The organism is Herminiimonas contaminans, from assembly GCF_015645465.1.
Lineage (GTDB): Bacteria > Pseudomonadota > Gammaproteobacteria > Burkholderiales > Burkholderiaceae_D > Oxalicibacterium > Oxalicibacterium contaminans.
On sequence record NZ_JADOEL010000002.1, the window covers coordinates 304,565 to 329,083 of the forward strand.

Consider the following 24,519-nt stretch of genomic DNA (forward strand, 5'->3'; position numbering starts at 1 on the left):
GCTTGGCAACATTTCCCTGCGAACAGGCAAAAAAATAGCCCGCGTCCTTGTGGGAGCGGGCTGAATCCAATTCTTGAGGAGTTGGAGGAGACAGAGCCACTATACTGCACCGCAACATATAACCCAAGGATCAATTAATTATTTGCATAGTTGCGAATTCATATAACGTTGTCTTACCCCATGGCAAAGCTGCCCCTCTCCCTTGTGCTCATTAATTAAACTGGGACAACATCGGAAATGCTTCTATCAGGAAACCTATCAGCGGTTTCGCGACAAACGCACCGACGATGCCCACCACCGAAATCGACAGCATGGCGATAGTCAGTCGCAAGGTCAGTCCACGATTGTGCGCGCGCAATACCAGCGGCAAGTTAATCAGGACACTCGCCAGCGAAGCGATCACCGCGCCGGTCGAGGCAACGTGCTCGGGTATCGAACCACCGGTCACCAGGCTGGCAGCTGCCGCCACCGCACTGGCGCTGGACACCACACCACCAATCAGGCTGACCGCATAGAATCCGGCTTCACCAAAACCTTGCTGTGCGATCACGCCCGCGATATGCAGGATCAGGAACAGCAAACCATATTTCAACGCAGCACTTAAAGAGAACGGCAAAGGCAGTGCAACGGTTTGCGTCTGCGCCTCTGCTGTCTTCTTCACGGTATCGGTATCGATGAAGAACCAGACTGCATTGATGACCAGCATCAGGACGAACGGAATCAATGCCGAGAATGCCGCCGCTGGTGCCAGTATCAATAGCAAGCCGCCGTTACGGATCAGCATCGCGGCGGTAGCCAGCAAAATACCGCGATAAGCTGCGCTGACAGTATCACGCTGATTATCACGCGCCCGCGAAGCCAACTCGCTGACGGTAATGCTGCTATTCACCAGACCACCGAGGAAGCCCGTCATCACAATGCCGCGCGTGCCGTACAACTTCCACAACACATAGTTGACGAAGCCGATACCGGCAATCAGGATCACTGTCACCCATGCCGCGCGCGGTTCTATCAGCTTCCACGGCCCTATCGCACCAACGGGCAGTGCCGGATAAATCACGATCGCCAGAATCGCCAGCAACAGCGCCGAGCGCATTTCATTTTCTGTCAGGCCGAGACTAAAACCGGTCAGTCTATCTTTCCACGCCAGCAGTGCGGTGACGATAACGATGATGGAAGCCGGTGTTGCGGTATGTCCCTTGCCGCACAAAATCCCCGCCACGCAGGTAATCAGCATCGCTGCTGAAGTCGTCAGCTCGCTGCTGTCATCGGTGCGCAAGCGCTGCACGTTAAGAAAAACGGTGAGGATACCAACCAGGAACAGGATCAGGTAAGCATAGTTATCGCCGAGCGTGCCACCCATCGCACCCAATAGCGCAATCAGCGAAAACGTGCGCAGCCCTGCTTCCTTGCCGCGACGCTCGCGCTCGAGGCCGATCAGCAAACCCAGTGCCAAAGCCAGACTTAAACGGGTGAGGCTGACCAGGTAAGGCCATTTAATTTCAGGCAGCGACATGCCGACCTGTATCAATGGTTCGACGACGGCGTTGGCAGTGTGTGGATCAGTCATGGGACATAAACAGAAAAAAACGTGTAACAAGCGACTATAAACCACCGGGTGGCAATTGTCCGCTCGGAGTCCGCATATGCATACGCACTTATGGCATACGCATCATTGTTCGCGAACGATTATTCAAGTAGCGGATGCAGACTACTAGCAAGGCTTGCGCCAGGGACTGCGCAATTTAAATCGGTTGCGCCAGCAAGTCGTCTATCTTTTGTTTGGTATCTGCGATCACCAGAGCCTTCGCTTCATCGCTGCTATGCGCTTCAAAAGGACCGGCAAAACCTTGCGATATTTCTTCGCCCTGCGCACCATGCACTTCTATCTCGCTGGTGGCAGACCACAGGTTCTCGCTGACAGGCACAACGATGGTGAAAATCTCATATCCCTTATAAACAGCATCAGGCACTCGACTCATGATTCACTCCTCAAATAAGTGTGCATCACTAATTGCACATGCATTTACACAGTGAGAACGGAAAGTACAGTGGTGCTACGTCTATTCAATCAGTGTTCGCCTGGACCATTGCTATTCGGCGTCAGCATGGTCAGTGCCACCCGATGTGCTTCCGCTTCTGCTTCTTCTTTGGTGGGGAACACTGCATCCAGCGACACACGCTGATCGGGAAATACATTATTTCTGTGCATGGGATTATGTGAATGCCCGTAAATCGCCAGGTGTGCGACCCAGCCTGGTGCGCCTATCAACTCGACGGCGGAACATTCGACTTCATATTCACCAATTTTTTCAGACGGCATCTCTGTCTCCTTGTCAGCCTGACCATCCTAACATGGACCGCATTTACAGATTCGATGCCATCGCTGAAGCGACTATTCACGCATGAGCATGTGCCTGACAGATTTAGTCTGTCTATAGAAAACCACGATATCCCATACACATGGGATCGCTATTGCCAGCGAGACACCCGATAATCACAAACAAATTACAACTCCATTGATGTCTCTTCGGGCCGCCCTGGCAACAAGGCGGCCCATGTTTTTTTCGGCTGCTTTCAAACATGGCTTTGAATTTACAAGTGTTGATATCTTGAAGTGGCTCATCCAGTTGAGGACAGCGTACAACTCACCCACCCATACAGACTTATCCCCGCATTCTGTGGACAGTCCTGTGGATAAGCATGTGGCTAGTGAGCTAAGCGTTTGATCTCAAAGAAATTATTTGTCCTGCTTAAAATGAAGATATCCACCGACGCGCCAACAAATAAATGAAAAATAAATGAAAAAATCCCATGTACATGGGATCGTCAAGCAAAAAAGATTCAGTGATACTCGACCTGCATCTTTTCCTTCGATACTCTTTGGGGCGACTTCCTTACCGGAGCCGCCCTATTTTTTTATCCGCAGCCTGGCGAATCTCCCGCTTACATTCCTGCTTAGCCTTACCCAGCCAGTGTTTCGCTGTGCAAACGAAATAGTCGACAGCTGTACACCTCACGCAACACCAGCCCCGATACAAATTGACGTGGCATGCGCATCTTGCAATAATGAGAATCATTCTCAACAAAGCCCAGCCAGCGTCTCTCGGATTGCAAGCCAGCTTAACGATGTCCGCCAGACATCGCACCACTGGAGCAAACCGTGCATCCCGCCAGTCATTCCGATTCAGTCGCCCATATATACAGCCATCATCATGGCTGGCTGGTCGGCTTGCTACGCCAGAAGCTGGGGAATGCAGACAATGCCAACGACCTGGCGCAAGACACCTTCACACGCTTACTAACCATACGTAGTGAAGAACTGATACGCGAACCGCGCGCCTATCTCACCACCGTGGCATCCCGCCTCACTGCTCAATATTTCCGTCGGCTTGCACTGGAACGCGCCTACCTGGATGCACTGGCCGGGATGCCGGAAGACACCGTCCCCTCACCTGAAGCAAGGATGCTGGTAGTCGAAGCGCTGACTGCAATCAGCCGTGTACTCGATGGCTTGTCGCCACGCGTGCGCGAGATCTTCCTGCTGGCACAACTGGATGGGCTGACCTATGCAGAGATCGCCGCACAGTACGACATGTCCGTCAATGCGGTACAGAAATCCATGATCCGCGCCTTTCAACACTGTTATGCGGCCGTCTATGCCGCTTAAGCAAAATACTTCCGACCATCGTCATCCGATGCACATCCGCACACTATTCTCGCCACACGTCGAACGCGATGACGACACCGACAGCGCGATCGACTCGACTATCGTCAAACAGGCGATCGTCTGGCTCGTCACGTTGCAATCCGGTAGCGCCAGTCCGTCTGAGCGTCAGGCATGTGCCGCCTGGCGTGCGTCCGACAGCAGGCATGAACAAGCATGGCAACGCCTGCATGCACTCGGACAGGATTTGCGCAGCAGCGGTGACTACCTGGCACCACCTGTGTTGCGTTCGGTATTGCGCAACAGCGAACACGGCAATCGCCGCATCGTCCTGAAATCGCTGTTCGGCCTGGTTCTGCTGGGAGCAAGCGCTGCGGTAGTACGCAAGCAGCCAGTCTGGCAAACGGCAATGGCCGAGCACCAGACTGCAACCGGTGAGCAACGCAACATCGTCCTCGCCGATGGCACGCACATCATGCTCAACACGGCGACAGCGATCGACGTCTATTTCAATGATGAATTACGCCAGGTCGTGTTGCGTCGTGGCGAGATCATGGTCGAAACTGCAAAAGATCAAACGGGTCGTCCATTCGAACTGGTCACCAGCAATGGCCACATCCGCCCTATCGGTACTCGTTTCACAGTGCGCTATAACGAAAGCCCGTCGTCCACCGCAGTGGCAGTACTGGAAGGTGCAGTCAATGTCACACCCGCTGACGGCATCAGCCAACGCGTTAACGCGGGGGAACAAACCCACTTCACCGACCTCGCAGCATTTACTCCATTTGCACTTGATAACAGCAGCGCCGCGTGGACAGATGGCGTGCTGGTAGTCGAGCGCATGCGCCTGGCCGATTTCGCCGCAGAGCTGGATCGCTATCGCCCCGGCGTACTACGCTGCGATCCGGCGGTAGCCGATCTGCTGGTCAGCGGTTCCTATCCGCTGCGCGATCCGGACGCCGTGCTCACATTGCTGGAAGAAACCCTGCCTTTGCAAGTGCGCAGCATGACCCGTTACTGGACCACGATAGTGGCCAGCCCACAAACTTAAGACCATTTCTGACCGTCATCCACTCCGGATAAAAATATTTTCAATTGTGTAGGCAGGTTTACCGATTTCGCGCATCAACCAGGATAGAGGTGCTGCAAATACAAGCGGCACCGCATCTTCAGCTTGATACGAAAAGGAAACACCATGCCCCTGTACCACCAGTCCGATGCCGGTCTGCATCGCCCCGCGCCGCTAACCCTGACGCCGATTGCCCATGCTGCGCGTATCGCACTATGCGGCGTACTGCTGCTGGGCGGCTCAACGCTGATACCAGCGATGGCGCAAAGTACAGCAGACGCAACAGCACAATCGGACCAAGTGCGGTCATACAATATTCCGGCAGGTTCGCTGGATCAGGTATTGGGCAGCTTCGGTCGTGCAGCAGGCGTGATGATCGCCATCGATCCTGCGCTGACCAGTGGTTTGCGCAGTGATGGTTTGCAAGGCAAACAAAGTGTCGCCAGTGGCTTGAGCATTTTGCTCACACCCCACAAGCTGGAAGCCATACCGGGTGCCAACGGCGGCTATAAAGTACGTCGCCAGACTGTCAGCGACACCACCCTGCCGACTGTATCCGTCATCGCACCAACACTAGACGCCAATTCGGAAGGCAGCCGCTCCTACGCTGCGCGTGCCACCACCGTAGGTAAATCAACCAGAACCCTGCGCGAAACACCGCAGCCTGTCACGGTGCTGACTCGTCAGTTGATTGAAGATCGGGGCTTGCTGGATCTCACCGATGTATTGCAGAACACACCCGGCGTTACCGTCGACTACACCGATAGTGAACGCGTCACCTACTTCTCGCGCGGCTTCCAGATCGACGCCCTGCAAATCGATGGCCTCACCATGAACCAGAGCGGCTCCATCTTCGTGCAGCCAGACACGGCGGTACTGGATAGGGTTGAAGTCTTGCGCGGTGCATCGGGCATGATCCGTGGCTCAGGCAATCCATCTGCCACCGTCAACATGGTGCGCAAACGCCCTACTCATGAATTCCAGGCTTCCGCCGCGTTGACGCTGGGCTCCTGGGATCGTCGCCGCCTCGAAGCGGACATCTCCGGGCCATTGAATGAAGCAGGCACATTGCGCGGCCGTATAGTCGCAGTCGATGACTCCAAAGATTTCTTCCAGAAAGCACGGCATGAAGACCGCAAGGTGTTCTACGGTGTACTCGAAGCTGACCTCGGTCCGCGCACCACTCTCACCGCCAGCCTGCAACACACCGACCTGAACGCCACCGGCGCGTGGGGTAATCTGCCGGGCAACTTCGACGGCACCCCATTGAATCTGCCGCGTGACATGTATCTGGGCGCAGCATGGAATACCTGGAACCGTTATAACCAGCAGGCACTGACCGAGCTGGTACATCGCTTCGATAACGACTGGACCTTCAAGGCAAGTGCGGCATACACCCGACTACGCATGAAGGATAACGGCTTCAAGCAAAGCTACTTCACGCGTGCAAGTACTACCAACCCTTATCTCTTTGATGTCACGACATCCATGTACACCGGCGATGCCAGCGACCAGCTCGTATTGGCTACCAGCGCCAACGGACCGTTCACACTGTTCGGCCGTAAACATGAATTAGTCGTCGGCGCTGAATCACTGCGCAACAAAGCGGTCGCGACCAATGGTGTAGGTAATCAGAACAAACTTGCAGGTGTCGACATCCGTAACTGGGACCCATACACCAGCTATCCTGAGACCTTCCCGACCATCACAGGCACGGGCGCACCGTCCACGACCAGTCAGCAAGGCATTTATGGAACAGCCCGTCTCTCACTTACCGATCCGCTCACGCTCATCATCGGTGCACGCGTAAGCTGGTGGGATTACAAGGCACCGCATACGCCAGCCAGCAACTATGAAGTCAACAAGGAAATCACACCTTACGCTGCCCTGACCTACGAATTGTCGAAACAACTCAGCGCCTATGCCAGCTACACTGAGATATTCACGCCGCAAGATGCCAAGGATGCCAATGGCAACATCCTGCCCCCAGTCACCGGCCAGGATTATGAAGCTGGTGTCAAAGGCGAATTCTTTAACGGCCGCCTCAACGCATCGCTGGGTATCTTCCGCATCAACAACAATGGCAAAGCAGTAGAAGACAGCAGTTCATACAGCCCGTGCCTGCCTTACTACACCACTGGTTACTGCCGTGTCGCTGGCGGCAAACAGCGTAGCGATGGCTGGGAAATGGAACTGTCGGGTGAGTTGGCTCCAGGCTGGCAAATGATGGCGGGCTATACGAACACACGCACCAAGTATCTGAAGGATACGGTTGCCAACACCGGACAACCGCTGCGCAGCATAGATCCGCGGCACCAGTTGCGCGTCTTCACCAGCTACCGCATCGGCGGTGAAACCCAAGGCTGGACCATCGGCGGCGGCGCGCAGATGCAAAGTGACTCCTTTGTCCGTTCCGGTGCCATCACCTCGCGCCAGGGTGGTTATGCTGTCTACAACGCCATGGTTGGCTATCGCTTCGACAAGACTTATTCGATACAAATGAACGTGAACAACGTATTTGATAAGGTCTACTACAAGAAATATGGACCTACCGGTATCAGCTATTACTACGGCGACCCGCGTAATGTGATGGTGACTTTGCGGGCTAATTTCTAGTAATTGGCCGGTAGAACCTAAGATGAAAAGCCCGCATGTGCGGGCTTTTTATTAGAAGCTGGGATTCGCCTACATCCTGCAGGCCGCGCTTGCGCTTGCAAGCGCAAGCCTTCGAATCCCACGCGCAGGCCAAACTATTGGCCTGCTCCTCTCCGCCCAATAAAAAAGCCCGCTTGCGCGGGCTTTTTTATTGAATCTTGGCGGAGAGGGTGGGATTCGAACCCACGGTACGGGAAAACCGTACGCCTGATTTCGAGTCAGGTACATTCGACCACTCTGCCACCTCTCCTGGATACTGCCTTCACGATGGTCGAATACCGCGAAGCAAAAAATTATATCAGAGTCTTGCGCGACGGGAAACCTTCTCTTCACTTTGTTGACGCTGTACGCAAAAAATATCTGATCCATGCACAACAACTCCACGCATCCTCAGTCCATTTAGTTATTAAATAAATAATATTTCCTATCATCATCTTGTCATAATTGGCCAGTAACATTCGGCAGAGATCAATCCGCTCAGCATATGCAGCTACTAAGCCAAGAGTCATTTAGATGTTCTTTTCCCCTGTACAGACCAGCAAGACACGAAGGTATCCGCTAGCCGATAAAGCATGGGCGCTGTCAGCCATTTCTATGCCCCAGCCCTTACGGTTCAAGACCAAGGAGGCTCATTTGTCATCCGTCGCCCAAAACAATGCGCAGTATGAAGACACGGATCAAGCTGCGGATCATCTCGTACAACGCTTGAAGGAAGTCATCGAATATCGCCAGCTGACTCCGCTGTTCCAACCTATCATCCGCATGCAAAGCGGTGAGATCATCGGCTACGAAGGCTTGATACGCGGCCCGTCTGATAGTCCGCTGCACTCCCCTTTGAATTTGTTCAAAGTCGCACGTGCCTGCAATCTCAGCGTCGAAGTCGAGCACTTGTGCCGTCGCATTACGCTGGAAAAATTTGCGGAGCTGCGTCTGCCGGGAAAGTTGTTTCTCAACGTCAGCCCTGAATGCCTGATCCAGCCTGACGTCAAACATGGTGAAACCCTCGGTTATATCCATGAAGTCGGCATCAATCCGGAACGCGTGATTATCGAGCTGACCGAGAGTCAGCCGACTTACGATTACGATTTGCTGCGCGAAGCCGTGACACATTACCGTGCGATGGGCTTCCGCATCGCGATCGACGATCTGGGTGAAGGCTTTTCCAGCTTGCGTCTGTGGTCCGAGCTGCGGCCGGAGTATGTGAAGATCGATATGCACTTCGTGCAAGGCATTAACCTTGATCCGATCAAGCTGCAATTTGTACGCTCTATCCAGGAGATCGCCGAGAAGTCCGGCACCATCGTGATTGCCGAAGGTATAGAAACCGATGCCGAGTTGCTGATGATCCGCGATCTCGGCGTGGTGTATGGCCAGGGCTATAAGATCGCGCGCCCACACGCGAATCCGGCAACCACCCTCTCCATCGATTTACGCAATCTGCTGCGCCACAATGGCGTCGCCGTGTATCCGCATGAAAACGGTCGTGGTCACAAGATGTTGACGGCGATGAAGTTGTTGCGCAGCGTGAAAGCCGTCGCACCGGAAGTACACAACAATCGCATTTATGAAATGTTCAACAACGATCCGACGCTGGAAGTCATACCTGTCGTATCGAACGGCATCCCGGTCGGACTGATTACACGTGCAAATCTGATCGACCGCTTCGCCCGCCCTTACCTGCGCGAGCTGCATGGCAAGAAGTCGTGCACCCTGTTCATGGATGCCAATCCACTGATCACAGACAAGAACACCGCCTTGCATGCTTTGAGTCAGATCATTGTCGATGCTGATCGCCACCATTTGTTTAACGGCTTCATCATCACTGACAACGGTCAGTACATGGGCATGGGTAATGCACATGATTTGATGCGCGAGATTACGCAGATGCAGATCAATGCTGCGCGCTATGCAAATCCGTTGACGCTGTTGCCGGGCAACGTCCCGATTGATGAACACATAGACCGCTTACTGGAAAACGGCACGCGCTTCTGCGCCTGCTACATCGATCTGGATCACTTCAAACCGTATAACGATGTCTACGGTTATCGCAAAGGCGATGACATGTTGCGTCTGACCGGCAAGATACTGAGCGGCCATTGTGATCCGCAAAAGGATTTCGTTGGTCACATCGGTGGCGATGATTTCATCATCCTGTTCCAGAGTGAAGACTGGGAACAACGCTGCCGCGCCATCATCGACGCCTTCGTCGCAGCCGTCCCTGATTTCTATTGCACCGAAGATCGCAAGCGTGGTGGCTACATCAGCGAAGACCGCCGCGGCAAACAAGTCTTCCATACCCTGGCCACCATCTCACTCGGGCTGGTGAAAGTCGAACCCGGTCACTATGGTTCGCATCACCAGATCGCAGCGGCGACTGCTGATGCGAAAAAACAGGCGAAAAAAATCCCTGGTAACAGCCTGTTTATAGACCGTCGCCAGGGACCTTATGCGATGGAGAAGCAGAACGACGACGACGCAGCGCAGGAGCTCGTCGCCTGACCTAGCTTCAGGCTTGTGGCGTCAGACGCTGCAAGCCGCCCATATATGGATGCAACACTTCCGGGATCGTGACGCTACCATCTGCCTGCTGATAGTTTTCCAGCAAGGCGACCAGGGTACGACCAACTGCCAGGCCTGATCCATTCAACGTATGTACGGATTCCGTTTTGCCTTGCGCATTACGGAAACGCGCTTGCATACGACGTGCCTGGAAGGCTTCGCAATTCGATACCGAAGAAATCTCGCGATAGGTATTTTGCGCTGGCAACCACACTTCCAGATCGTAAGTCTTGGTTGCGCCAAAGCCCATGTCGCCGGTACACAGTGTGATCACACGGTAAGGCAAGCCCAGTTTCTTCAGAATGTTTTCGGCATGGCCACACATCTCGTCCAGCGCTTCGTAGGATTTCTCAGGATGGACGACCTGCACCATTTCAACCTTGTCGAATTGGTGTTGACGTATCATGCCGCGCGTGTCGCGACCGTAGCTGCCTGCTTCCGAACGGAAACAAGGCGAATGTGCAGTCATGCGGATAGGCAAGGCATCACCGGCGACGATTTCATCGCGCACGATGTTGGTCAGCGGCACTTCAGCAGTAGGGATCAGGTAGAGCGCTTCGCCCTCACCTTCCTGGCCACCTTTTTTCACGGCGAACAGATCAGCTTCAAACTTAGGCAACTGACCGGTACCCTGCAGCGAATCTGCATTGACGATGTACGGTGTATAGCACTCGGTGTAACCGTGCTCACCGGTATGCGTATCCAGCATGAATTGCGCCAGTGCGCGATGCAGGCGTGCGATGCCGCCTTTCATGACCGAGAAGCGCGAACCGGTGATCTTGGCTGCCACATCAAAGTCCAGGCCGAGCGCAGCACCGACATCGACGTGGTCGCGGATTTCAAAATCAAAGCTGCGTGGGGTGCCGACTTTGCGCAATTCCACATTGCCTGCTTCATCCGTCCCGACCGGTACCGACTCATGCGGCAAGTTGGGGATGGACAGCATGAATTCGCTGATTTTCGTTTGCAAGACATCCAGGCGTGCTGCCGATGCTTTCAACTCGTCACCGATACCGGCTACTTCTACCATCACAGCGGAGGTGTCTTCGCCCTTGCCTTTCAAGGCACCGATTTGCTTGGACAGCGTATTACGCTTGTTTTGCAGGTCTTCGGTACTGGACTGGATCTGCTTGCGCTCCGCTTCCAGTGCATTAAAGGCGGCGACGTCGAGCTTGAATTTGCGACCGGCCAGGCGGGCGGCAACGCTATCGATGTCTTTACGAAGAAGTTGAATGTCTATCATGGAAAAACGCTAAAAGATGAGATAAGTAGAGATTGTACCAAGCCGCAAGCCAATTCCAACGCGGCCGGAAAAATTCATCGCTAGCCGGCTCCCAGCAGCCGGCCTGCGTTACCATTGCCGTACTTTACGAACTCAGCCAGCAGAATCATGGAAGATCCAAACACACCGCGTCCGGTTTCCCTCACCGTCCTGATCATCGGACTGGTCATAGCCCTCGCCCTGGCGATCTGGGGCGGCTTGCAGTTCCTGAATTCCGGTCATAGCCTCGGCTATGGCGTGGTTGCAGGTGTCAGCATCGGTGCCGCATATGCCTTCCTGAAGCAAATCCGGATACGGCGTAACGAAGGCTGACAGCTGCAATCCAGCTTTAACCGGGGGGTATTACTCCCCGGCCTCTTCATCCCACTTTTTCAGCAGGGCCAGCTTTTCAGCGATCTTGATCTCCAGACCGCGCGGCACGGGCTGATACCAGCCCGGCTCTTCCAGGTCATCAGGCAGATAAGTTTCGCCAGCCGCATAAGCATTCGGTTCGTCATGCGCATATCTGTACTCGTGGCCGTAGCCCAGTTCTTTCATGAGCTTGGTCGGGGCATTGCGCAGGTGCACCGGAACCTCACGGCTTTTGTCCTGCTTCACGAAGGCACGCGCCTGGTTGTACGCGTTGTAACCTGCGTTGCTTTTGGCCGCGACAGCGAGATAGATGACCGCCTGACCCAGGGCCAACTCCCCTTCCGGGCTACCGAGTCGCTCGTAGGTCAACGCTGCATCATTGGCGATCTGCATCGCCCTGGGATCGGCCAGACCTATATCCTCCCACGCCATGCGCACTATCCGTCGTGACAAGTAGCGGGGATCGGCACCGCCGTCCAGCATGCGCGTCAACCAGTAAAGTGCAGCATCCGGATGGGAGCCGCGTACAGACTTATGCAAGGCTGAAATCTGGTCATAGAAATTGTCGCCACCTTTATCGAAACGCCTGGAATTCAGGGTTAAGGCATTTTGCAAAAACTCGGCTGTGACTATCTTGGTACCGGTCGTGTTGGCAGCCGTATTCGTCTGCTCCAGCAGATTCAGGAACCGGCGCGCATCACCATCGGCATAACCTATGATGGTGTCCGTCGCCTGCTCGTCAAACTGCAGCTCACCCAGTGCTTGCTTCTGCGCGCGTTGCAGCAGTTGCTTTAACTCTTCATCGGTCAGCGACTTCAGCACATAGACCTGCGCCCGTGACAGCAGCGCCGAATTCACTTCAAACGAAGGATTTTCAGTGGTGGCACCGATGAAGGTGACCAGGCCGCTTTCTGCATACGGCAGCAGCGCATCTTGTTGCGACTTATTGAATCGGTGTATCTCATCCACGAACAGGATGGTGTGCTTGCCCATCGCCAGATTTTGCTCGGCCTGCTCCATCGCCGCGCGTATGTCTTTCACGCCGGAGAACACTGCGGACAAAGCGATGAACTCACACTCAAAGGCACTTGCAGTGAGTCGTGCCAGCGTCGTCTTGCCTACACCGGGCGGCCCCCAGAAGATCATGGAATGCGGCTTGCCCGACTGGAAAGCCAATCGCAAAGGCTTGCCCTCACCCAGCAAATGCGACTGTCCGACGACCTCGTCCAGGGTCTTGGGGCGCAGTGCTTCCGCTAGCGGCGCAGCGGGCTCGCGTGCAAACAAATCAGACATGTTGTACATCTCCACAAATCAACGCATGTGGTTCGGCAAGAGGGATGGAACGCATGTAGCCTGATTTCAAAAAATAGTCGTAAGAATGAAATCGACGCCAGTCGAATATTTCAACTGGCGTCGCGATTATTTTACAGGGCTGCCGTCACCGGCAGCATTGAGCAATTACTGAAAAACGTCAGCGCCTTTAGGCACCACGAATTTGAACTGATTCGCTGGCATAGGCGGATTCTTTTCAAACTTGGTAAAGGTCAGCAACGATACCTGGCCAAAGGAATCACGCAACTCCATCGCTTCCGGCACGCCGTTACGCAAACCGATGCCGATATGGTCGAAAGTCGTGTCCTTGGCCTTAGGTGTGGCCTCCAGCCACTCCAGTCCATTCTTGCTGCCCGCTTCTTTCAGTGTGAAGTTTTTTTCCAGGTCGTTGCTGCCAAACAGGATGGCAGCAGGTGAGGAACCGAGCGCATCGCCCAGCTTCTTGATTGTGACCTGGTTCAAATCTTTATCGTAGATGTAGAGCTTGTCGCCATCAGCCTGCAGCAATTGCTCGTAGGGTTTTTGGTAGATCCAGATGAATTTGCCGGGACGTGCAAAGGTGAAGGTGCCGGTCGATTTATTCGAGACCTTGCTGACACCACTTTCCACTTTTACCAGTTGCTGCGTGAACTCACCGCGCGCCGCCTGGGTGGACGAGACGAAGGACTTGAACTGTTCAAGCGCAGCTGCGTGCGCAAAGCGCGGCACAGCCAAAGCGGCGCCCACCAGCAAGGCACTGACCAGCAAAGTACGTGGCGCAAATAATTTTGTAACAAGAGATTGCGATTGCTTCATACCATCCTTTATTCAGCAGTATTTCCAGCCGGCACCAGGATTTCGCGGTTACCGTTGGATTGCATGGTGGAGACCAGACCGCTTTGCTCCATCTGCTCCAGCAGACGCGCAGCACGGTTATAGCCTATGCGCAAATGGCGCTGCACCAGCGAGATGGATGCACGGCGGTTCTTCAATACGATCGCCACCGCCTGGTCATACAAGGCATCCGCTTCGCCACCGGCTCCACCTTCGGCACCGAGTGACAAGTCGCCGTCTTCAGCAACGCCCCCTTCTAAGATGCCTTCGATATAGTTTGGTTCACCCTGCGCTTTCAGGTGATCAACCACGCGGTGTACTTCATCGTCGGAAACAAAAGCGCCATGCACACGTACCGGCAAGCCGGTGCCTGGCGGCATGTACAACATATCACCCATACCCAGCAGTGCTTCCGCACCCATTTGGTCGAGGATGGTACGCGAGTCGATTTTGCTGCTGACCTGGAACGCGATACGGGTCGGGATATTCGCCTTGATCAGACCGGTGATGACGTCTACCGACGGACGCTGCGTAGCCAGGATCAGGTGGATACCGGCGGCACGCGCTTTTTGCGCGATACGTGCGATCAGTTCTTCAACCTTTTTACCAACCACCATCATCAGATCTGCCAACTCGTCGATGATGATGACGATGGTAGGCAGTTTTTCCAGTGGTTCCGGTGCGTCCGGTGTCAGGCTGAACGGATTCGGAATTTTTTGTTCGTTCTTTTCGGCTTCAGCAATCTTGGTGTTGTAACCAGCGAGGTTACGCACACCGAGCTTGCTCATCAGCTTATAGCGGCGTTCCATCTCGTTGACGCCCCAGTTCAGCGCATGGCCAGCCTGGCGCATGTCGGTAACGACAGGTGCCAACAGATGCGGGATGCCTTCGTATATCGACAGCTCCAGCATCTTCGGATCGATCAGGATCAGGCGCACCTGGTTAGGATCGGATTTGTACAGCAGCGAGAGGATGGTCGCGTTAATACCGACCGATTTACCAGAACCAGTCGTACCCGCTACCAGCAAGTGCGGCATCTTGGCCAGATCGGCGACCACTGGATTACCGGCGATATCCTTGCCCAGCGCGACGGTCAGGCTGGACGAACTATCGTTGTAGACCTTGGAGCTGACGATCTCGGTCAGGCGCACGATCTGACGCTTAGGATTCGGCAGCTCAAGTGCCATGTAATTTTTACCCGGAATGGTTTCCACCACGCGGATAGAAGTCAGTGACAAGGAGCGCGCGAGGTCACGTGCGAGACCGACGATCTGGCTGCCTTTGACGCCGGTGGCCGGTTCGATTTCATAACGCGTGACGACTGGCCCCGGATAAGCAGCAACGACTTTCACCGAGATGCCGAAGTCTGAGAGTTTTTTCTCGATCAGGCGGCTGGTGAATTCCAGGGTTTCTATGCTGACAGTTTCCTGCGATTGCGGCGCTTCATCCAGCAAAGACAGCGGCGGCAGATTGGTATCCGGCAAATCGTTGAACAGCGAGACCTGACGTTCTTTTTCCACGCGTTCGGATTTCGGCACAGCGATGATTTGTGGCTCGATGCGGATAGGTGGCGCGTCGACGATCTTCGCACGTTCATTGACGACGACTTCTTCACGCTTGACGGCTGCAACCACACCGACCTTGCGGTCTTCACGTGCACCGTACAGGTTACGGATAGCCTGGAAAGACAACTCTATGGTTTCGCCTATGCGCTCTGCGACGCCGAGCCATGAAACATGGAAGAACAGGCTGAAACCGAGGCCGAACACCAGCAAGAGCAACAAGGTCGCCCCCATGAAACCAAAGGTATTTTGCGCCGCGCTACCGATCAATTCACCCAGCACACCGCCCGGCGAGCGCGGCAATGCAGCCTTGAGCGAGTGCATGCGCAGGTATTCCAGCGCCACGCTGCCTGTCATCAGCAGGAAAAAACCGATGCCACGGATCAGGCCTTCCTGATGGTGTTCAGGTTCGGGTTCTTTTTTCAGCAAGAAGCGCTGCGACAGGCGGCGATAACCGACCCACACATGGCGCAGCAGGAAGATGCAAATCCACCACGCGGACAAACCGAAGATGAAGAGCAGCAAATCGGCCATCCACGCACCGACGCGGCCGCCGACGTTATTCAATTTTGCGACAACATTCGCGTGCGACCACCCCGGGTCAACCGGCGAATACGTCAGGAAAATCAGGATCAGGTACAGGGTCAGGGCAGCAAGTATCAACCAGCGTGCTTCGGACAGAAGCCGCACTAGTCTGCCCGGTAATGGAGGGGCTTTTGTGGCGTCGGTCTTGCGAGTGTAGGCTTGGCTTGTTTTAGTCATAAATCCAGACGCGGTAGCGTCAATAATCAACATGCACGACTGCCGCGGGTAACGCGGCAAACGGCGTAAATACTGCAAAAAGCACAGAATAAAAGCTCAGGTAAGCGCCGTTTCTGGCTGCCGCCCCTGCTGGAACGGCTGGTTCGTCTATAATCTTAACCAGTTTTTCCCGGTTACACCGAATAATTCAGGAACAGCTTGAAATTTCATGCCAGAGCGACATATATAAGCTCCTGGCAGCAGGTTTTACTGTTCAAAACAGCATTCCGACTCACTTTTTACGATTAATTATCCACATGTCCAGCGCAAAACACGCCCACGTTTTAATTCTCGGCTCCGGCCCCGCCGGTTACAGTGCTGCAGTCTATGCCGCACGTGCCAACCTCAAACCGGTATTAATCACCGGCGTCGAGCAAGGCGGTCAATTGATGACCACTACCGATGTTGAAAACTGGCCGGGCGATCCGCTGGGCGTGCAAGGTCCTGAATTGATGCAGCGTTTGCTGCAGCATGCAGAGCGCTTCAACACGGAAATCATTTTCGATCACATCCACACTACCAAGCTGGATGAAAAACCGATCCGCCTGATAGGCGACGCCGGCGAATATACCTGCGACTCCCTCATCATTGCAACAGGTGCTTCAGCGCAATATCTGGGTCTGCCATCGGAACAGGCCTTCATGGGCAAAGGCGTATCTGCCTGCGCAACCTGCGACGGCTTCTTCTATCGCAACCAGGAAGTCGCTGTTATCGGCGGCGGCAATACCGCAGTCGAGGAAGCGCTCTACCTGTCGAATATCGCGAACAAGGTTACCGTGGTTCATCGCCGCGACAAATTCCGCGCCGAAGCCATCCTGATCGACCGCCTGATGGCCAAAGTCGCAGAAGGCAAAATCGACGTCAAATGGAATTCGACACTGGAACAAGTGTGCGGTGACGACAGCGGCGTGACTGGCATGACCATCAAGTCGACCATAGACGGCAGCACCACGGATATCAAACTGCACGGCGTCTTCGTCGCGATCGGTCACAAACCGAACACCAGCATTTTTGAAGGCCAGCTGGAGATGAACAACGGTTACATTAAAACCAAGACCGGTCTGGAAGGCATGGCGACCTCGACCAGCGTCCCTGGCGTCTTCGCTGCAGGCGACGTACAGGATCACGTCTATCGCCAGGCGATCACCAGCGCCGGTACCGGTTGCATGGCCGCACTGGATGCACAGCGCTACCTGGAAAGCCAGGAGTAAGCAGTAGTTCAGCGCATGCCGGTCTGAGTGCCGGCATGCGACGCCTTATTCAGTATTTAGTTTGCTTCCGCCTCTAGCCATTTGGACGTACCACCATGCCTGCTTCTATCAAGGATTTTGCCGCACTCAAATCTTTGCACAAGGATTTGAAGAAGCAGGAAGAAGCGCGCAAGATTGCCGAGGCAGAACGCTTGCAAGCGGAAAAAACCGCCGCGCTGGAAGCCGACCTGTTTCGCCGCAGCATAGGCGATGTCGCTCCCCTCAACCCCTCCAATAAACTCCACACCAGCAGCCCACGCCCGCTGCCTATCGCCCGCCAGCGCCTGGCCGACGAAGAAGCAGCCCTGCGCGAATCCATGTCGGATGACTTCACCGTCGAAACCCTGCTCGATACCGATGAAGCACTCAGCTATGCCCGCAACGGCATAGGACCGGACGTGATACGCAAGCTACGTCGCGGCCACTGGGTCATCCAGAGTCAGCTCGACCTGCATGGCTTGCGTACCGATGAGGCGCGTGAGGCATTGGGTGAGTATCTGCGTGGCGCGGTGAAACGCGGCTTGCGCTGCGTACGCGTCATCCACGGCAAAGGACTGGGCTCGATCAATAAAGAGCCAGTTTTGAAAAACAAGGTAAGGAATTGGCTGACGCAGAAAGACGAAGTCATCGCCTTTTGCCAGGCCAAGGCGGCCGACGGTGGCGCCGGTGCCTTGATCGTACTGCTCAGGGCAAGCTAAAACCAGCCGCGGCCGTATTCAGGATACGGCCACGCGATGCTGGTCAGCAGCCTTGCATGTAGTTGAAGTAAGCCTTAAACCGCTTCCGCGCCGGTTTCACCGGTACGAATACGGATTACCTGTTCTACCGCCTGTACGAAAATCTTGCCGTCGCCGATCTTGCCGGTACGTGCGGCCTTGATGATCGCGTCCACGGCTTGCTCTACACCGGAGTCGTCCACCACCGCTTCCACTTTGACCTTAGGCAGGAAGTCGACTACGTATTCCGCGCCGCGATACAGCTCGGTATGACCTTTTTGACGGCCAAAACCCTTTACTTCAGTCACGGTCAAGCCGGTAACGCCCACTTCGGCCAGTGCCTCACGCACTTCGTCCAGTTTGAATGGCTTGATAATTGCGGTTACTTGTTTCATCAGTACTCCCTCAGTTAATTAGTGCACTTGCATAAGTCTACGCCGGGCAGATGCATCCGGCGGAAAACTTTCGTTTATTTTGCCATCATTCGCGGAATTTGGATGTAATCGGATAGCGCCAGTCACGTCCGAAAGCACGATGTGTGACGCGAATACCGACTGGCGACTGGCGCCGTTTGTACTCATTGATTTTGATCAAATGGGTGATACGCGCCACGTCTTCCTGGCGATAACCGGCAGCGATGATCTCGGCACCGCTCTGGTTCTCTTCCATATACATTTGCATGATGCCGTCCAATATGTCGTACGGCGGCAGCGAATCCTGGTCAGTCTGGTCCGGACGCAATTCAGCCGACGGCGCACGCGTCAGGATACGCTCCGGAATCACGTCCGATACCGAGTTGCGGTACGTGCACAGCCGATACACCAGCGTTTTCGCAATATCCTTGAGCACCGCAAAGCCGCCCGCCATATCGCCGTACAGCGTGCAATAGCCGACTGCCATTTCACTCTTGTTTCCGGTCGTCAGGACGATAGAGCCATACTTGTTCGACAGCGCCATCAGGATGGTGCCGCGTATGCGCGCCTGGATGTTTTCTTCGGTGGTATCCAGCTTCAGGCCTTTGAATTCCTCGGCCAGCGTGCGATTGAATGCTTCGAAACAGTCGTTAATACCGATTTCGTCGTAGCGCACACCGACGCGCTTGACCATGTCGCGCGAATCTACCCAGGAAATCTCGGCCGTATAAGGTGACGGCATCATGATCGTGCGCACCTTGTCTGCGCCCAGCGCATCTACCGCTATCGCCAGTGTCAGCGCCGAATCCACGCCACCCGACATACCGATCAGCGCGCCCGGGAAGCCGTTCTTGCCTATGTAATCGCGTACGCCCAGCACCAGCGCCTTATACACCTGCGCTTCGACTGACAACTCTTCGACGATGGTGCCGTCGACCGGTTGTCCACCCTGGAATTCGATAATCTGCAAATCTTCGACGCAGTGCTGCAATTGCGCACGTATCTCGCCTGCCTGATCCAGCACAAAGGAATTGCCGTCGAAAATCAATTCATCCTGGCCACCGACCAGATTCGCGTACACCAGGCTCATGCCATGCTTAGTCACATTGGCATGCATCACGTCGACACGCAGATGCTGCTTATTCATGTGAAACGGCGAACCATTCGGTACCAGCAATACTTGTGCACCCGCTTCGGCAGCACGCGCAGGCGCATGCGGGAACCAGGTGTCTTCGCAGATATTGATACCGAAACGCACACCCTTCACTTCAAACACCAGCGGTTCATCGACCGAAGTGAAATAACGTTTTTCATCGAACACGGTTGCATTCGGCAAATCATGTTTGCAGTAAGTAGCAGCGATCTGGCCATTCAGCAGCACCGACGCAGCGTTATAGCGCAGGCCGTCCTGTTCGAACGGATGACCGACGATCACATGCAAGCCGTGCAGCGGAGCGAGGTCGCTTGCAAGGGCAAGCAACGCTTCCGAGCTTTTTGCGTAGAATGACTGGCGCAGCAATAAGTCTTCCGGCGGATAACCGACCAGCGACAACTCTGGTGTCAATACGATGTCGGCACCCTGCTCAGCGGCGCGGCGGGAGAATTCGGCAATCTTGGCACGGTTACCGGCGAGATCGCCGACGGTACTATTGATTTGCGCGATGGCTACTTTGACTGTCATGGCGTGAATTTATAAAAACTGAGTAAAACTCAAAAACTGGCTGATCAAGAAAACTGAAGCAACTAAACGCTAGGATAAAGTTGAATCAAAGTGAGTGAACCTGTTAATCAATCTGTTAATTATCGCACGCGTATCGTTTCTTCTCTGTCAGAAATCGGTCAAAACGCCTGGGATGCACTGGTACAACTACAGCCCGAGACCAATCCCTTCCTTTCCTATGCTTTTCTTGACGCCCTGCATGAAAGCGGCTCCGCTTCGGTCAAATCCGGCTGGCAACCGCAATTCCTGACGCTCTGGCACGAGCAGGAACTAGTCGCCGCCCTGCCCCTATATGCCAAGGGACACTCGTATGGCGAGTATGTATTTGACTGGGCCTGGGCCGATGCCTATGAGCGCAACGGCCTGCAATACTATCCAAAACTGCTGTCCGCCATCCCGTTCACGCCTGTCACCGGTAGCCGTCTGCTGGCACGCGACGGCGAAGCCCGGGCGGCCCTGATTGCTGCCATCAGCAATGTGCAGGAAAACAATTCATTCTCGTCGACCCACATCCTCTATCCGCCAGCGGAGCAGGCGGAGCAATTGCACGAAGCGGGCTTCATGCTGCGTAGTGGCGTGCAATTCCACTGGCTCAATGCCGGCTATCGCAATTTTGAAGAATTCCTGGAGACCCTGGAGCGCAAGAAGCGCAAAAATATACGCGCCGAACGACGCAAGGTACAGGAAGCAGGCGTCAGCTTTCGCCATATTTCCGGACACGAAGCGAGCACCGACGACTGGGGGTTTTTCAAGCGCTGCTACGACCGTACCTATGCGATGCATCATTCGACGCCTTACCTGAACCTGGACTTCTTCCAGCGTATAGGTGCCGACATGCCGCACAACATCCTGCTCATCGTGGCAGAAAAGGATGGCGTCCCTATCGCCTCATCGCTGCTGATTCACGACGAACAAACCGTTTACGGCCGTTACTGGGGCGCGCTGCAGCATATCGATTGCCTGCACTTTGAAACGGCTTATTACCAGCCGCTGGAGTTCTGCATCGCCACCGGCAAGGCTTGCTTTGAAGGTGGTGCGCAAGGTGAACACAAAATGGCGCGTGGCTTCCTGCCGCAAAAAACCTGGTCCGCGCACTGGCTCGCGCATCCGGTGTTTTCAGATGCAATCGAAGACTTCCTGAAACGCGAAAGCGGCGGCATAGACTCGTATATCGACGAATTGAACGAGCGAAACCCATTTAAACGTTAAATATTGTCAAATATACGTTGATTCACGGAAACTTTTTCACTGCCTGCCCTTGCCAGCGCTGACGGCACAGGGCATGCTAGTTGCACGATGAATTCCCTTCCCAACGGCAGCACCCAAACCCGCTTAATACGTGTCGGTCGCTTCGCGATCAAACATGAACTCGGACGCGGTTCCATCGGTGTGGTCTATCTGGCGCACGATCCCATCATAGATCGCGACGTCGCCATCAAAACCTTCCGCAGCAAACTATCGCTGGTAGAGAAAAAGCAGCACGAACAGCACTTCATCAATGAAGCGCGCGCCGCCGGACGCCTGGCCCATGCCAACATCGTCACGATTTACGAAGCGTCCAGCGAAGGCGACGCGACCTACATCGCGATGGAATACCTGCAGGGCCGCGAACTGAATAAAATGCTGGACGGTGGTCACCTCTTCAGCGCCAGCGAAGTCGCATCCATTAGCTGGAAAATCGCCGATGCGCTGGATCACGCACACAAGAACGGCGTCGTACATCGCGACATCAAACCGGCCAACATCTTCCTCAGCCGCGACCTGCAACCCAAGGTCGTCGACTTCGGCATCGCACGCGCGCCGAACCGCGTCGCTGATCAGTTGAACAAGAGCGAAGAACCCTACACGCTATTCCACGACAACATCCTCGGCACCCCCAACTACATGTCGCCGGAACAGGCGATGGGCCTGACTGTCGATGCCCGCACCGACATCTATTCGCTGGGCGCTGTCATGTATGAAATGCTGACCGGCCGCAAACCGTTCCAGGCCAGCGATACCGAAAAACTGCTGCACCAGATCGCGTTCAAAGCTCCTGCAGAACCGCACAAGGTCGAAATCAGTGTGCCTTTGGCACTATCGAAAATCGTCATGAAGGCGATGAGTAAAAAAGCCGACAAGCGTTATCAAAATGCGCAGGACATGGCGCTAGACATCAAGCGTTTCGTCGCCCGCACCCGCCGTGAAAACGGTCGCAAAGCCAAGCTCGAAGATATAGAAACCAACGTCGAATCCTTGCCGTTGCAACAATCACGGCTGTTCTGGCCTATATGTGGTGGCCTGGTCGCGCTGGTAGTTATCGCCTATACCTTCTGGCAGGGCTAACGACTGACAACACGCTGTCCGGCACTTCCAGGCAGCGTCCTGCCGACAAAGCGGAATCGTATTAAAATCTCGTGTTTAGAAAGCTGTATTTCTCATGAGTCCCACCGATATCCTGCTAGCACTTGGAATAGTCAGCATCTGGGGCCTCAACTTCGTTGTCATCAAAATCGGTTTGCAAGACCTGTCACCGATTGCACTCACCGTACTACGCTTCGCCTTCGCTGCTTTGCCGATGGCCTTCTTCATCAAGCGACCGGCGATTCCATGGCACCTGTTGTGCGCCTTCGGCCTGTTTCAGTTCGCACTGCAATTCACCTTCCTGTTCACTGGCATGCAGCTCGGGCTGACATCCGGCCTGGCTTCACTCGTCATGCAGTTGCAAGTATTCTTCACCATCGCACTGGCCATCCTGTTCGTCGGTGAACGTCCACGCATCACGCAACTGGTTGGCGCCCTCATCTCCTTCTGCGGCATGGCGCTGGTGGCCTATAAACTGGAAAGCAAGGCGACCCTGATAGGCTTCATGCTGGTCATCATCGCCAGCATGTGCTGGGCCAGCGGCAACATCGTCACCAAGAAAATCGGCAAGGTAAATCCCTTGGCCTTAATGATCTGGGGCTCGCTCATTTCACTGCCGCCATTGCTGATTGCGTCGTTGCTGATGGAAGGTACGCAAGGCTGGGTGACAGCTGCGCACAACATGAACTGGCGCGCCTTTGCCACGGTTCTCTATCAGGCCTATCCGAATACCATGTTTGCCTTTGGCGCATGGGCAGTGTTGATGCGTAAATACCCTGCCGCTACGGTTGCACCGTTTACTCTGCTGGTTCCTATCATCGGGATGGCGTGTGCAGCGCTGATACTGAATGAGTCTTTGCAATGGTGGAAATTTGCTGCTTGCGGCCTGGTATTGGGAGGATTGGCGTTTAACCAGTTTGGACAGAAATGGCTGGAGCGACGCGGGATTATTTGAGGTAAAACTGCCAGTTCAGTTTACTCAGCATGACTCCAGCGACTAATAAAGGCTGTGCTCGTAATTCCACTGTGACGATGCCGTTTGTGCGGGGCAGAAAATGGAAAAAGAAGTGGGTGTGTCTGAGCGTAGCGAGTTTCGCCCACTTCCCATTTTTTGTTCCGCACAAACGGGGACCCCGCAGGGGCAGCGGCGCCGTGGTCGCCTTTCTTTGCTTACTTTCTTTGGCGAAGCAAAGAAAGTGAGTGGCCGCCGGGCCACCCCCGGCAACCCCACTCTCCACGAAGAGCAAACACCATCAGCATCAAAAATACGCAACCAGACAAGCAATAAAAAAGCACGCATATAGCGTGCTTTTTTTGAATCACCTGTAATTACTTGCCAGCGCTTTTCTTGTAGCTCTCAACACCCGACATGATTTCGGCTTTGGCTTCGTCTGGGCCAACCCAGCCATCAACCTTCACCCATTTGCCTTTTTCCAGATCTTTGTAGTGTTCAAAGAAGTGCTGGATTTGTTGCAAACGCAGGTCGTTGATGTCTTCTGGTTTTTGCCAGTGGCTGTAGATAGGCAGGATTTTGTCGATAGGTACTGCCAGCAATTTCGCATCGCCACCAGCTTCGTCCGTCATTTTCAGCATGCCGATTGCGCGGCAGCGTACGACTACGCCTGGGTACAGCGGGAATGGTGTGATCACCAATACGTCAACCGGGTCACCGTCGTCCGACAAGGTTTGCGGGATGTAACCGTAGTTGCACGGATAGTGCATCGCGGTGCTCATGAAACGGTCGACGAACATCGCGCCCGACTCCTTGTCAACTTCATACTTGACCGGATCGGCGTTCATTGGGATTTCGATAATGACGTTGAAGTCGTTCGGCAGATCTTTGCCGGCTGGGACGTGATTCAGACTCATATTTGTTTTCTCAAAAGTGGGGAACAGTGCTGCAAACCCTGAATTATAGCGGCTTTCAGTATTTTTCTTGCGGTGGTATTACGGATGAAATCAGCAGAAATGTTGCCTGGTGGAGAT

At 54.5% G+C, this 24,519-nt stretch carries 21 protein-coding genes and 1 tRNA gene; 11 read left to right on the forward strand and 11 right to left on the reverse strand.

Annotation, left to right across the window (positions count from 1 at the left end; all coding sequences use genetic code 11):
* Positions 1 to 211: 211 nt before the first annotated feature.
* The 3 genes from IXC47_RS03765 to IXC47_RS03775 all read right to left on the reverse strand — a co-directional run bounded on the left by IXC47_RS03765 (position 212) and on the right by IXC47_RS03775 (position 2,323).
* Entirely contained in the window at positions 212 to 1,570 is a 1,359-nt protein-coding gene (locus IXC47_RS03765; protein WP_195874738.1) for an MgtC/SapB family protein, read from the reverse strand.
* Positions 1,571 to 1,745: 175 nt separating this feature from the next.
* Positions 1,746 to 1,982, reverse strand: coding sequence for a hypothetical protein (locus tag IXC47_RS03770; RefSeq protein WP_175625459.1), 237 nt, complete (start codon positions 1,980 to 1,982; stop codon positions 1,746 to 1,748).
* Positions 1,983 to 2,071: 89 nt separating this feature from the next.
* Positions 2,072 to 2,323, reverse strand: coding sequence for a hypothetical protein (locus IXC47_RS03775; RefSeq protein WP_195874739.1), 252 nt, complete (start codon positions 2,321 to 2,323; stop codon positions 2,072 to 2,074).
* An 840-nt stretch (positions 2,324 to 3,163) separates the two neighbouring features.
* On the opposite strand from IXC47_RS03775, the gene IXC47_RS03780 reads away from it, so the two are divergent.
* The 3 genes from IXC47_RS03780 to IXC47_RS03790 all read left to right on the forward strand — a co-directional run bounded on the left by IXC47_RS03780 (position 3,164) and on the right by IXC47_RS03790 (position 7,352).
* Complete coding sequence (locus tag IXC47_RS03780) at positions 3,164 to 3,670, forward strand: sigma-70 family RNA polymerase sigma factor (protein WP_195874740.1); 507 nt, start codon at positions 3,164 to 3,166, stop codon at positions 3,668 to 3,670.
* Complete coding sequence (locus tag IXC47_RS03785) at positions 3,660 to 4,718, forward strand: FecR domain-containing protein (RefSeq protein ID WP_230089374.1); 1,059 nt, start codon at positions 3,660 to 3,662, stop codon at positions 4,716 to 4,718. The genes IXC47_RS03780 and IXC47_RS03785 overlap by 11 nt, the downstream gene beginning before the upstream one ends.
* A 144-nt stretch (positions 4,719 to 4,862) precedes the next feature.
* Positions 4,863 to 7,352: a TonB-dependent siderophore receptor gene (locus tag IXC47_RS03790; protein ID WP_195874741.1), complete on the forward strand. Its 2,490-nt coding sequence runs from the start codon at positions 4,863 to 4,865 to the stop codon at positions 7,350 to 7,352.
* A gap of 198 nt (positions 7,353 to 7,550) precedes the next feature.
* Here IXC47_RS03790 and IXC47_RS03795 read toward each other — a convergent pair.
* Positions 7,551 to 7,641: transfer RNA gene (locus tag IXC47_RS03795), tRNA-Ser, on the reverse strand.
* A gap of 263 nt (positions 7,642 to 7,904) precedes the next feature.
* Here IXC47_RS03795 and IXC47_RS03800 point away from each other — a divergent pair.
* Positions 7,905 to 9,890 (forward strand): GGDEF domain-containing protein, encoded by a 1,986-nt coding sequence (locus IXC47_RS03800; RefSeq protein WP_195874742.1) that lies wholly within the window; start codon positions 7,905 to 7,907, stop codon positions 9,888 to 9,890.
* A gap of 7 nt (positions 9,891 to 9,897) precedes the next feature.
* On the opposite strand, the gene serS is transcribed toward IXC47_RS03800, so the two are convergent.
* Entirely contained in the window at positions 9,898 to 11,193 is a 1,296-nt protein-coding gene (serS, locus tag IXC47_RS03805) for a serine--tRNA ligase (RefSeq protein WP_195874743.1), read from the reverse strand.
* Positions 11,194 to 11,340: 147 nt separating this feature from the next.
* Between serS and IXC47_RS03810 the strand changes: the two genes are divergently transcribed.
* Positions 11,341 to 11,544 (forward strand): hypothetical protein, encoded by a 204-nt coding sequence (locus IXC47_RS03810; RefSeq protein WP_195874744.1) that lies wholly within the window; start codon positions 11,341 to 11,343, stop codon positions 11,542 to 11,544.
* A gap of 30 nt (positions 11,545 to 11,574) precedes the next feature.
* Here IXC47_RS03810 and IXC47_RS03815 read toward each other — a convergent pair whose 3' ends face one another.
* The 3 genes from IXC47_RS03815 to IXC47_RS03825 form a co-directional block, all read right to left on the reverse strand.
* On the reverse strand, positions 11,575 to 12,876 hold the full coding sequence (locus IXC47_RS03815; protein ID WP_326838361.1) for a replication-associated recombination protein A: 1,302 nt from the start codon (positions 12,874 to 12,876) through the stop codon (positions 11,575 to 11,577).
* Between the two features lie 165 nt (positions 12,877 to 13,041).
* The gene (gene lolA, locus IXC47_RS03820; RefSeq protein WP_195874746.1) at positions 13,042 to 13,710 is read right to left on the reverse strand and encodes an outer membrane lipoprotein chaperone LolA; all 669 of its coding nucleotides are present in this window, start codon (positions 13,708 to 13,710) and stop codon (positions 13,042 to 13,044) included.
* 8 nt (positions 13,711 to 13,718) lie between these two features.
* Positions 13,719 to 16,052, reverse strand: coding sequence for a DNA translocase FtsK (locus IXC47_RS03825; RefSeq protein WP_175625449.1), 2,334 nt, complete (start codon positions 16,050 to 16,052; stop codon positions 13,719 to 13,721).
* A gap of 296 nt (positions 16,053 to 16,348) precedes the next feature.
* On the opposite strand from IXC47_RS03825, the gene trxB reads away from it, so the two are divergent.
* Positions 16,349 to 17,302: a thioredoxin-disulfide reductase gene (gene trxB, locus IXC47_RS03830; protein WP_175625448.1), complete on the forward strand. Its 954-nt coding sequence runs from the start codon at positions 16,349 to 16,351 to the stop codon at positions 17,300 to 17,302.
* Between the two features lie 95 nt (positions 17,303 to 17,397).
* On the forward strand, positions 17,398 to 18,039 hold the full coding sequence (locus IXC47_RS03835; protein ID WP_175625447.1) for a Smr/MutS family protein: 642 nt from the start codon (positions 17,398 to 17,400) through the stop codon (positions 18,037 to 18,039).
* A 74-nt stretch (positions 18,040 to 18,113) separates the two neighbouring features.
* Here IXC47_RS03835 and IXC47_RS03840 read toward each other — a convergent pair whose 3' ends face one another.
* Positions 18,114 to 18,452, reverse strand: a complete 339-nt coding sequence (locus IXC47_RS03840; protein WP_124573628.1) for a P-II family nitrogen regulator — start codon at positions 18,450 to 18,452, stop codon at positions 18,114 to 18,116.
* 85 nt (positions 18,453 to 18,537) lie between these two features.
* Positions 18,538 to 20,151: an NAD+ synthase gene (locus IXC47_RS03845; RefSeq protein ID WP_195874747.1), complete on the reverse strand. Its 1,614-nt coding sequence runs from the start codon at positions 20,149 to 20,151 to the stop codon at positions 18,538 to 18,540.
* Positions 20,152 to 20,241: 90 nt separating this feature from the next.
* Here IXC47_RS03845 and IXC47_RS03850 point away from each other — a divergent pair, with 90 nt between their 5' ends.
* The 4 genes from IXC47_RS03850 to IXC47_RS03865 all read left to right on the forward strand — a co-directional run bounded on the left by IXC47_RS03850 (position 20,242) and on the right by IXC47_RS03865 (position 23,837).
* Positions 20,242 to 21,399, forward strand: coding sequence for a GNAT family N-acetyltransferase (locus IXC47_RS03850; protein WP_195874748.1), 1,158 nt, complete (start codon positions 20,242 to 20,244; stop codon positions 21,397 to 21,399).
* A gap of 87 nt (positions 21,400 to 21,486) precedes the next feature.
* The gene (locus IXC47_RS03855) at positions 21,487 to 22,515 is read left to right on the forward strand and encodes a serine/threonine protein kinase (RefSeq protein ID WP_195874749.1); all 1,029 of its coding nucleotides are present in this window, start codon (positions 21,487 to 21,489) and stop codon (positions 22,513 to 22,515) included.
* 94 nt (positions 22,516 to 22,609) lie between these two features.
* Positions 22,610 to 23,488, forward strand: a complete 879-nt coding sequence (locus IXC47_RS03860) for an EamA family transporter (protein WP_195874750.1) — start codon at positions 22,610 to 22,612, stop codon at positions 23,486 to 23,488.
* Positions 23,489 to 23,588: 100 nt separating this feature from the next.
* Positions 23,589 to 23,837, forward strand: coding sequence for a hypothetical protein (locus IXC47_RS03865; protein WP_195874751.1), 249 nt, complete (start codon positions 23,589 to 23,591; stop codon positions 23,835 to 23,837).
* Positions 23,838 to 23,862: 25 nt separating this feature from the next.
* Here IXC47_RS03865 and ppa read toward each other — a convergent pair whose 3' ends face one another.
* The gene (gene ppa, locus IXC47_RS03870) at positions 23,863 to 24,402 is read right to left on the reverse strand and encodes an inorganic diphosphatase (RefSeq protein ID WP_175625442.1); all 540 of its coding nucleotides are present in this window, start codon (positions 24,400 to 24,402) and stop codon (positions 23,863 to 23,865) included.
* Positions 24,403 to 24,519: the final 117 nt, after the last annotated feature.

What these genes read in the sequence shown, in the direction of transcription:
- serS (WP_195874743.1), bottom strand. Translation starts at nt 11,193, where the DNA reads ATGATAGACATTCAACTTCTTCGTAAAGACATCGATAGCGTTGCCGCC.
- IXC47_RS03865 (WP_195874751.1), top strand. Translation starts at nt 23,589, where the DNA reads ATGGAAAAAGAAGTGGGTGTGTCTGAGCGTAGCGAGTTTCGCCCACTT.
- trxB (WP_175625448.1), top strand. Translation starts at nt 16,349, where the DNA reads ATGTCCAGCGCAAAACACGCCCACGTTTTAATTCTCGGCTCCGGCCCC.
- ppa (WP_175625442.1), bottom strand. Translation starts at nt 24,402, where the DNA reads ATGAGTCTGAATCACGTCCCAGCCGGCAAAGATCTGCCGAACGACTTC.
- IXC47_RS03815 (WP_326838361.1), bottom strand. Translation starts at nt 12,876, where the DNA reads ATGTCTGATTTGTTTGCACGCGAGCCCGCTGCGCCGCTAGCGGAAGCA.
- IXC47_RS03800 (WP_195874742.1), top strand. Translation starts at nt 7,905, where the DNA reads ATGTTCTTTTCCCCTGTACAGACCAGCAAGACACGAAGGTATCCGCTA.
- IXC47_RS03785 (WP_230089374.1), top strand. Translation starts at nt 3,660, where the DNA reads ATGCCGCTTAAGCAAAATACTTCCGACCATCGTCATCCGATGCACATC.
- IXC47_RS03855 (WP_195874749.1), top strand. Translation starts at nt 21,487, where the DNA reads ATGAATTCCCTTCCCAACGGCAGCACCCAAACCCGCTTAATACGTGTC.
- IXC47_RS03770 (WP_175625459.1), bottom strand. Translation starts at nt 1,982, where the DNA reads ATGAGTCGAGTGCCTGATGCTGTTTATAAGGGATATGAGATTTTCACC.
- lolA (WP_195874746.1), bottom strand. Translation starts at nt 13,710, where the DNA reads ATGAAGCAATCGCAATCTCTTGTTACAAAATTATTTGCGCCACGTACT.
- IXC47_RS03845 (WP_195874747.1), bottom strand. Translation starts at nt 20,151, where the DNA reads ATGACAGTCAAAGTAGCCATCGCGCAAATCAATAGTACCGTCGGCGAT.
- IXC47_RS03840 (WP_124573628.1), bottom strand. Translation starts at nt 18,452, where the DNA reads ATGAAACAAGTAACCGCAATTATCAAGCCATTCAAACTGGACGAAGTG.
- IXC47_RS03860 (WP_195874750.1), top strand. Translation starts at nt 22,610, where the DNA reads ATGAGTCCCACCGATATCCTGCTAGCACTTGGAATAGTCAGCATCTGG.
- IXC47_RS03765 (WP_195874738.1), bottom strand. Translation starts at nt 1,570, where the DNA reads ATGACTGATCCACACACTGCCAACGCCGTCGTCGAACCATTGATACAG.
- IXC47_RS03835 (WP_175625447.1), top strand. Translation starts at nt 17,398, where the DNA reads ATGCCTGCTTCTATCAAGGATTTTGCCGCACTCAAATCTTTGCACAAG.
- IXC47_RS03790 (WP_195874741.1), top strand. Translation starts at nt 4,863, where the DNA reads ATGCCCCTGTACCACCAGTCCGATGCCGGTCTGCATCGCCCCGCGCCG.
- IXC47_RS03775 (WP_195874739.1), bottom strand. Translation starts at nt 2,323, where the DNA reads ATGCCGTCTGAAAAAATTGGTGAATATGAAGTCGAATGTTCCGCCGTC.
- IXC47_RS03825 (WP_175625449.1), bottom strand. Translation starts at nt 16,052, where the DNA reads ATGACTAAAACAAGCCAAGCCTACACTCGCAAGACCGACGCCACAAAA.
- IXC47_RS03810 (WP_195874744.1), top strand. Translation starts at nt 11,341, where the DNA reads ATGGAAGATCCAAACACACCGCGTCCGGTTTCCCTCACCGTCCTGATC.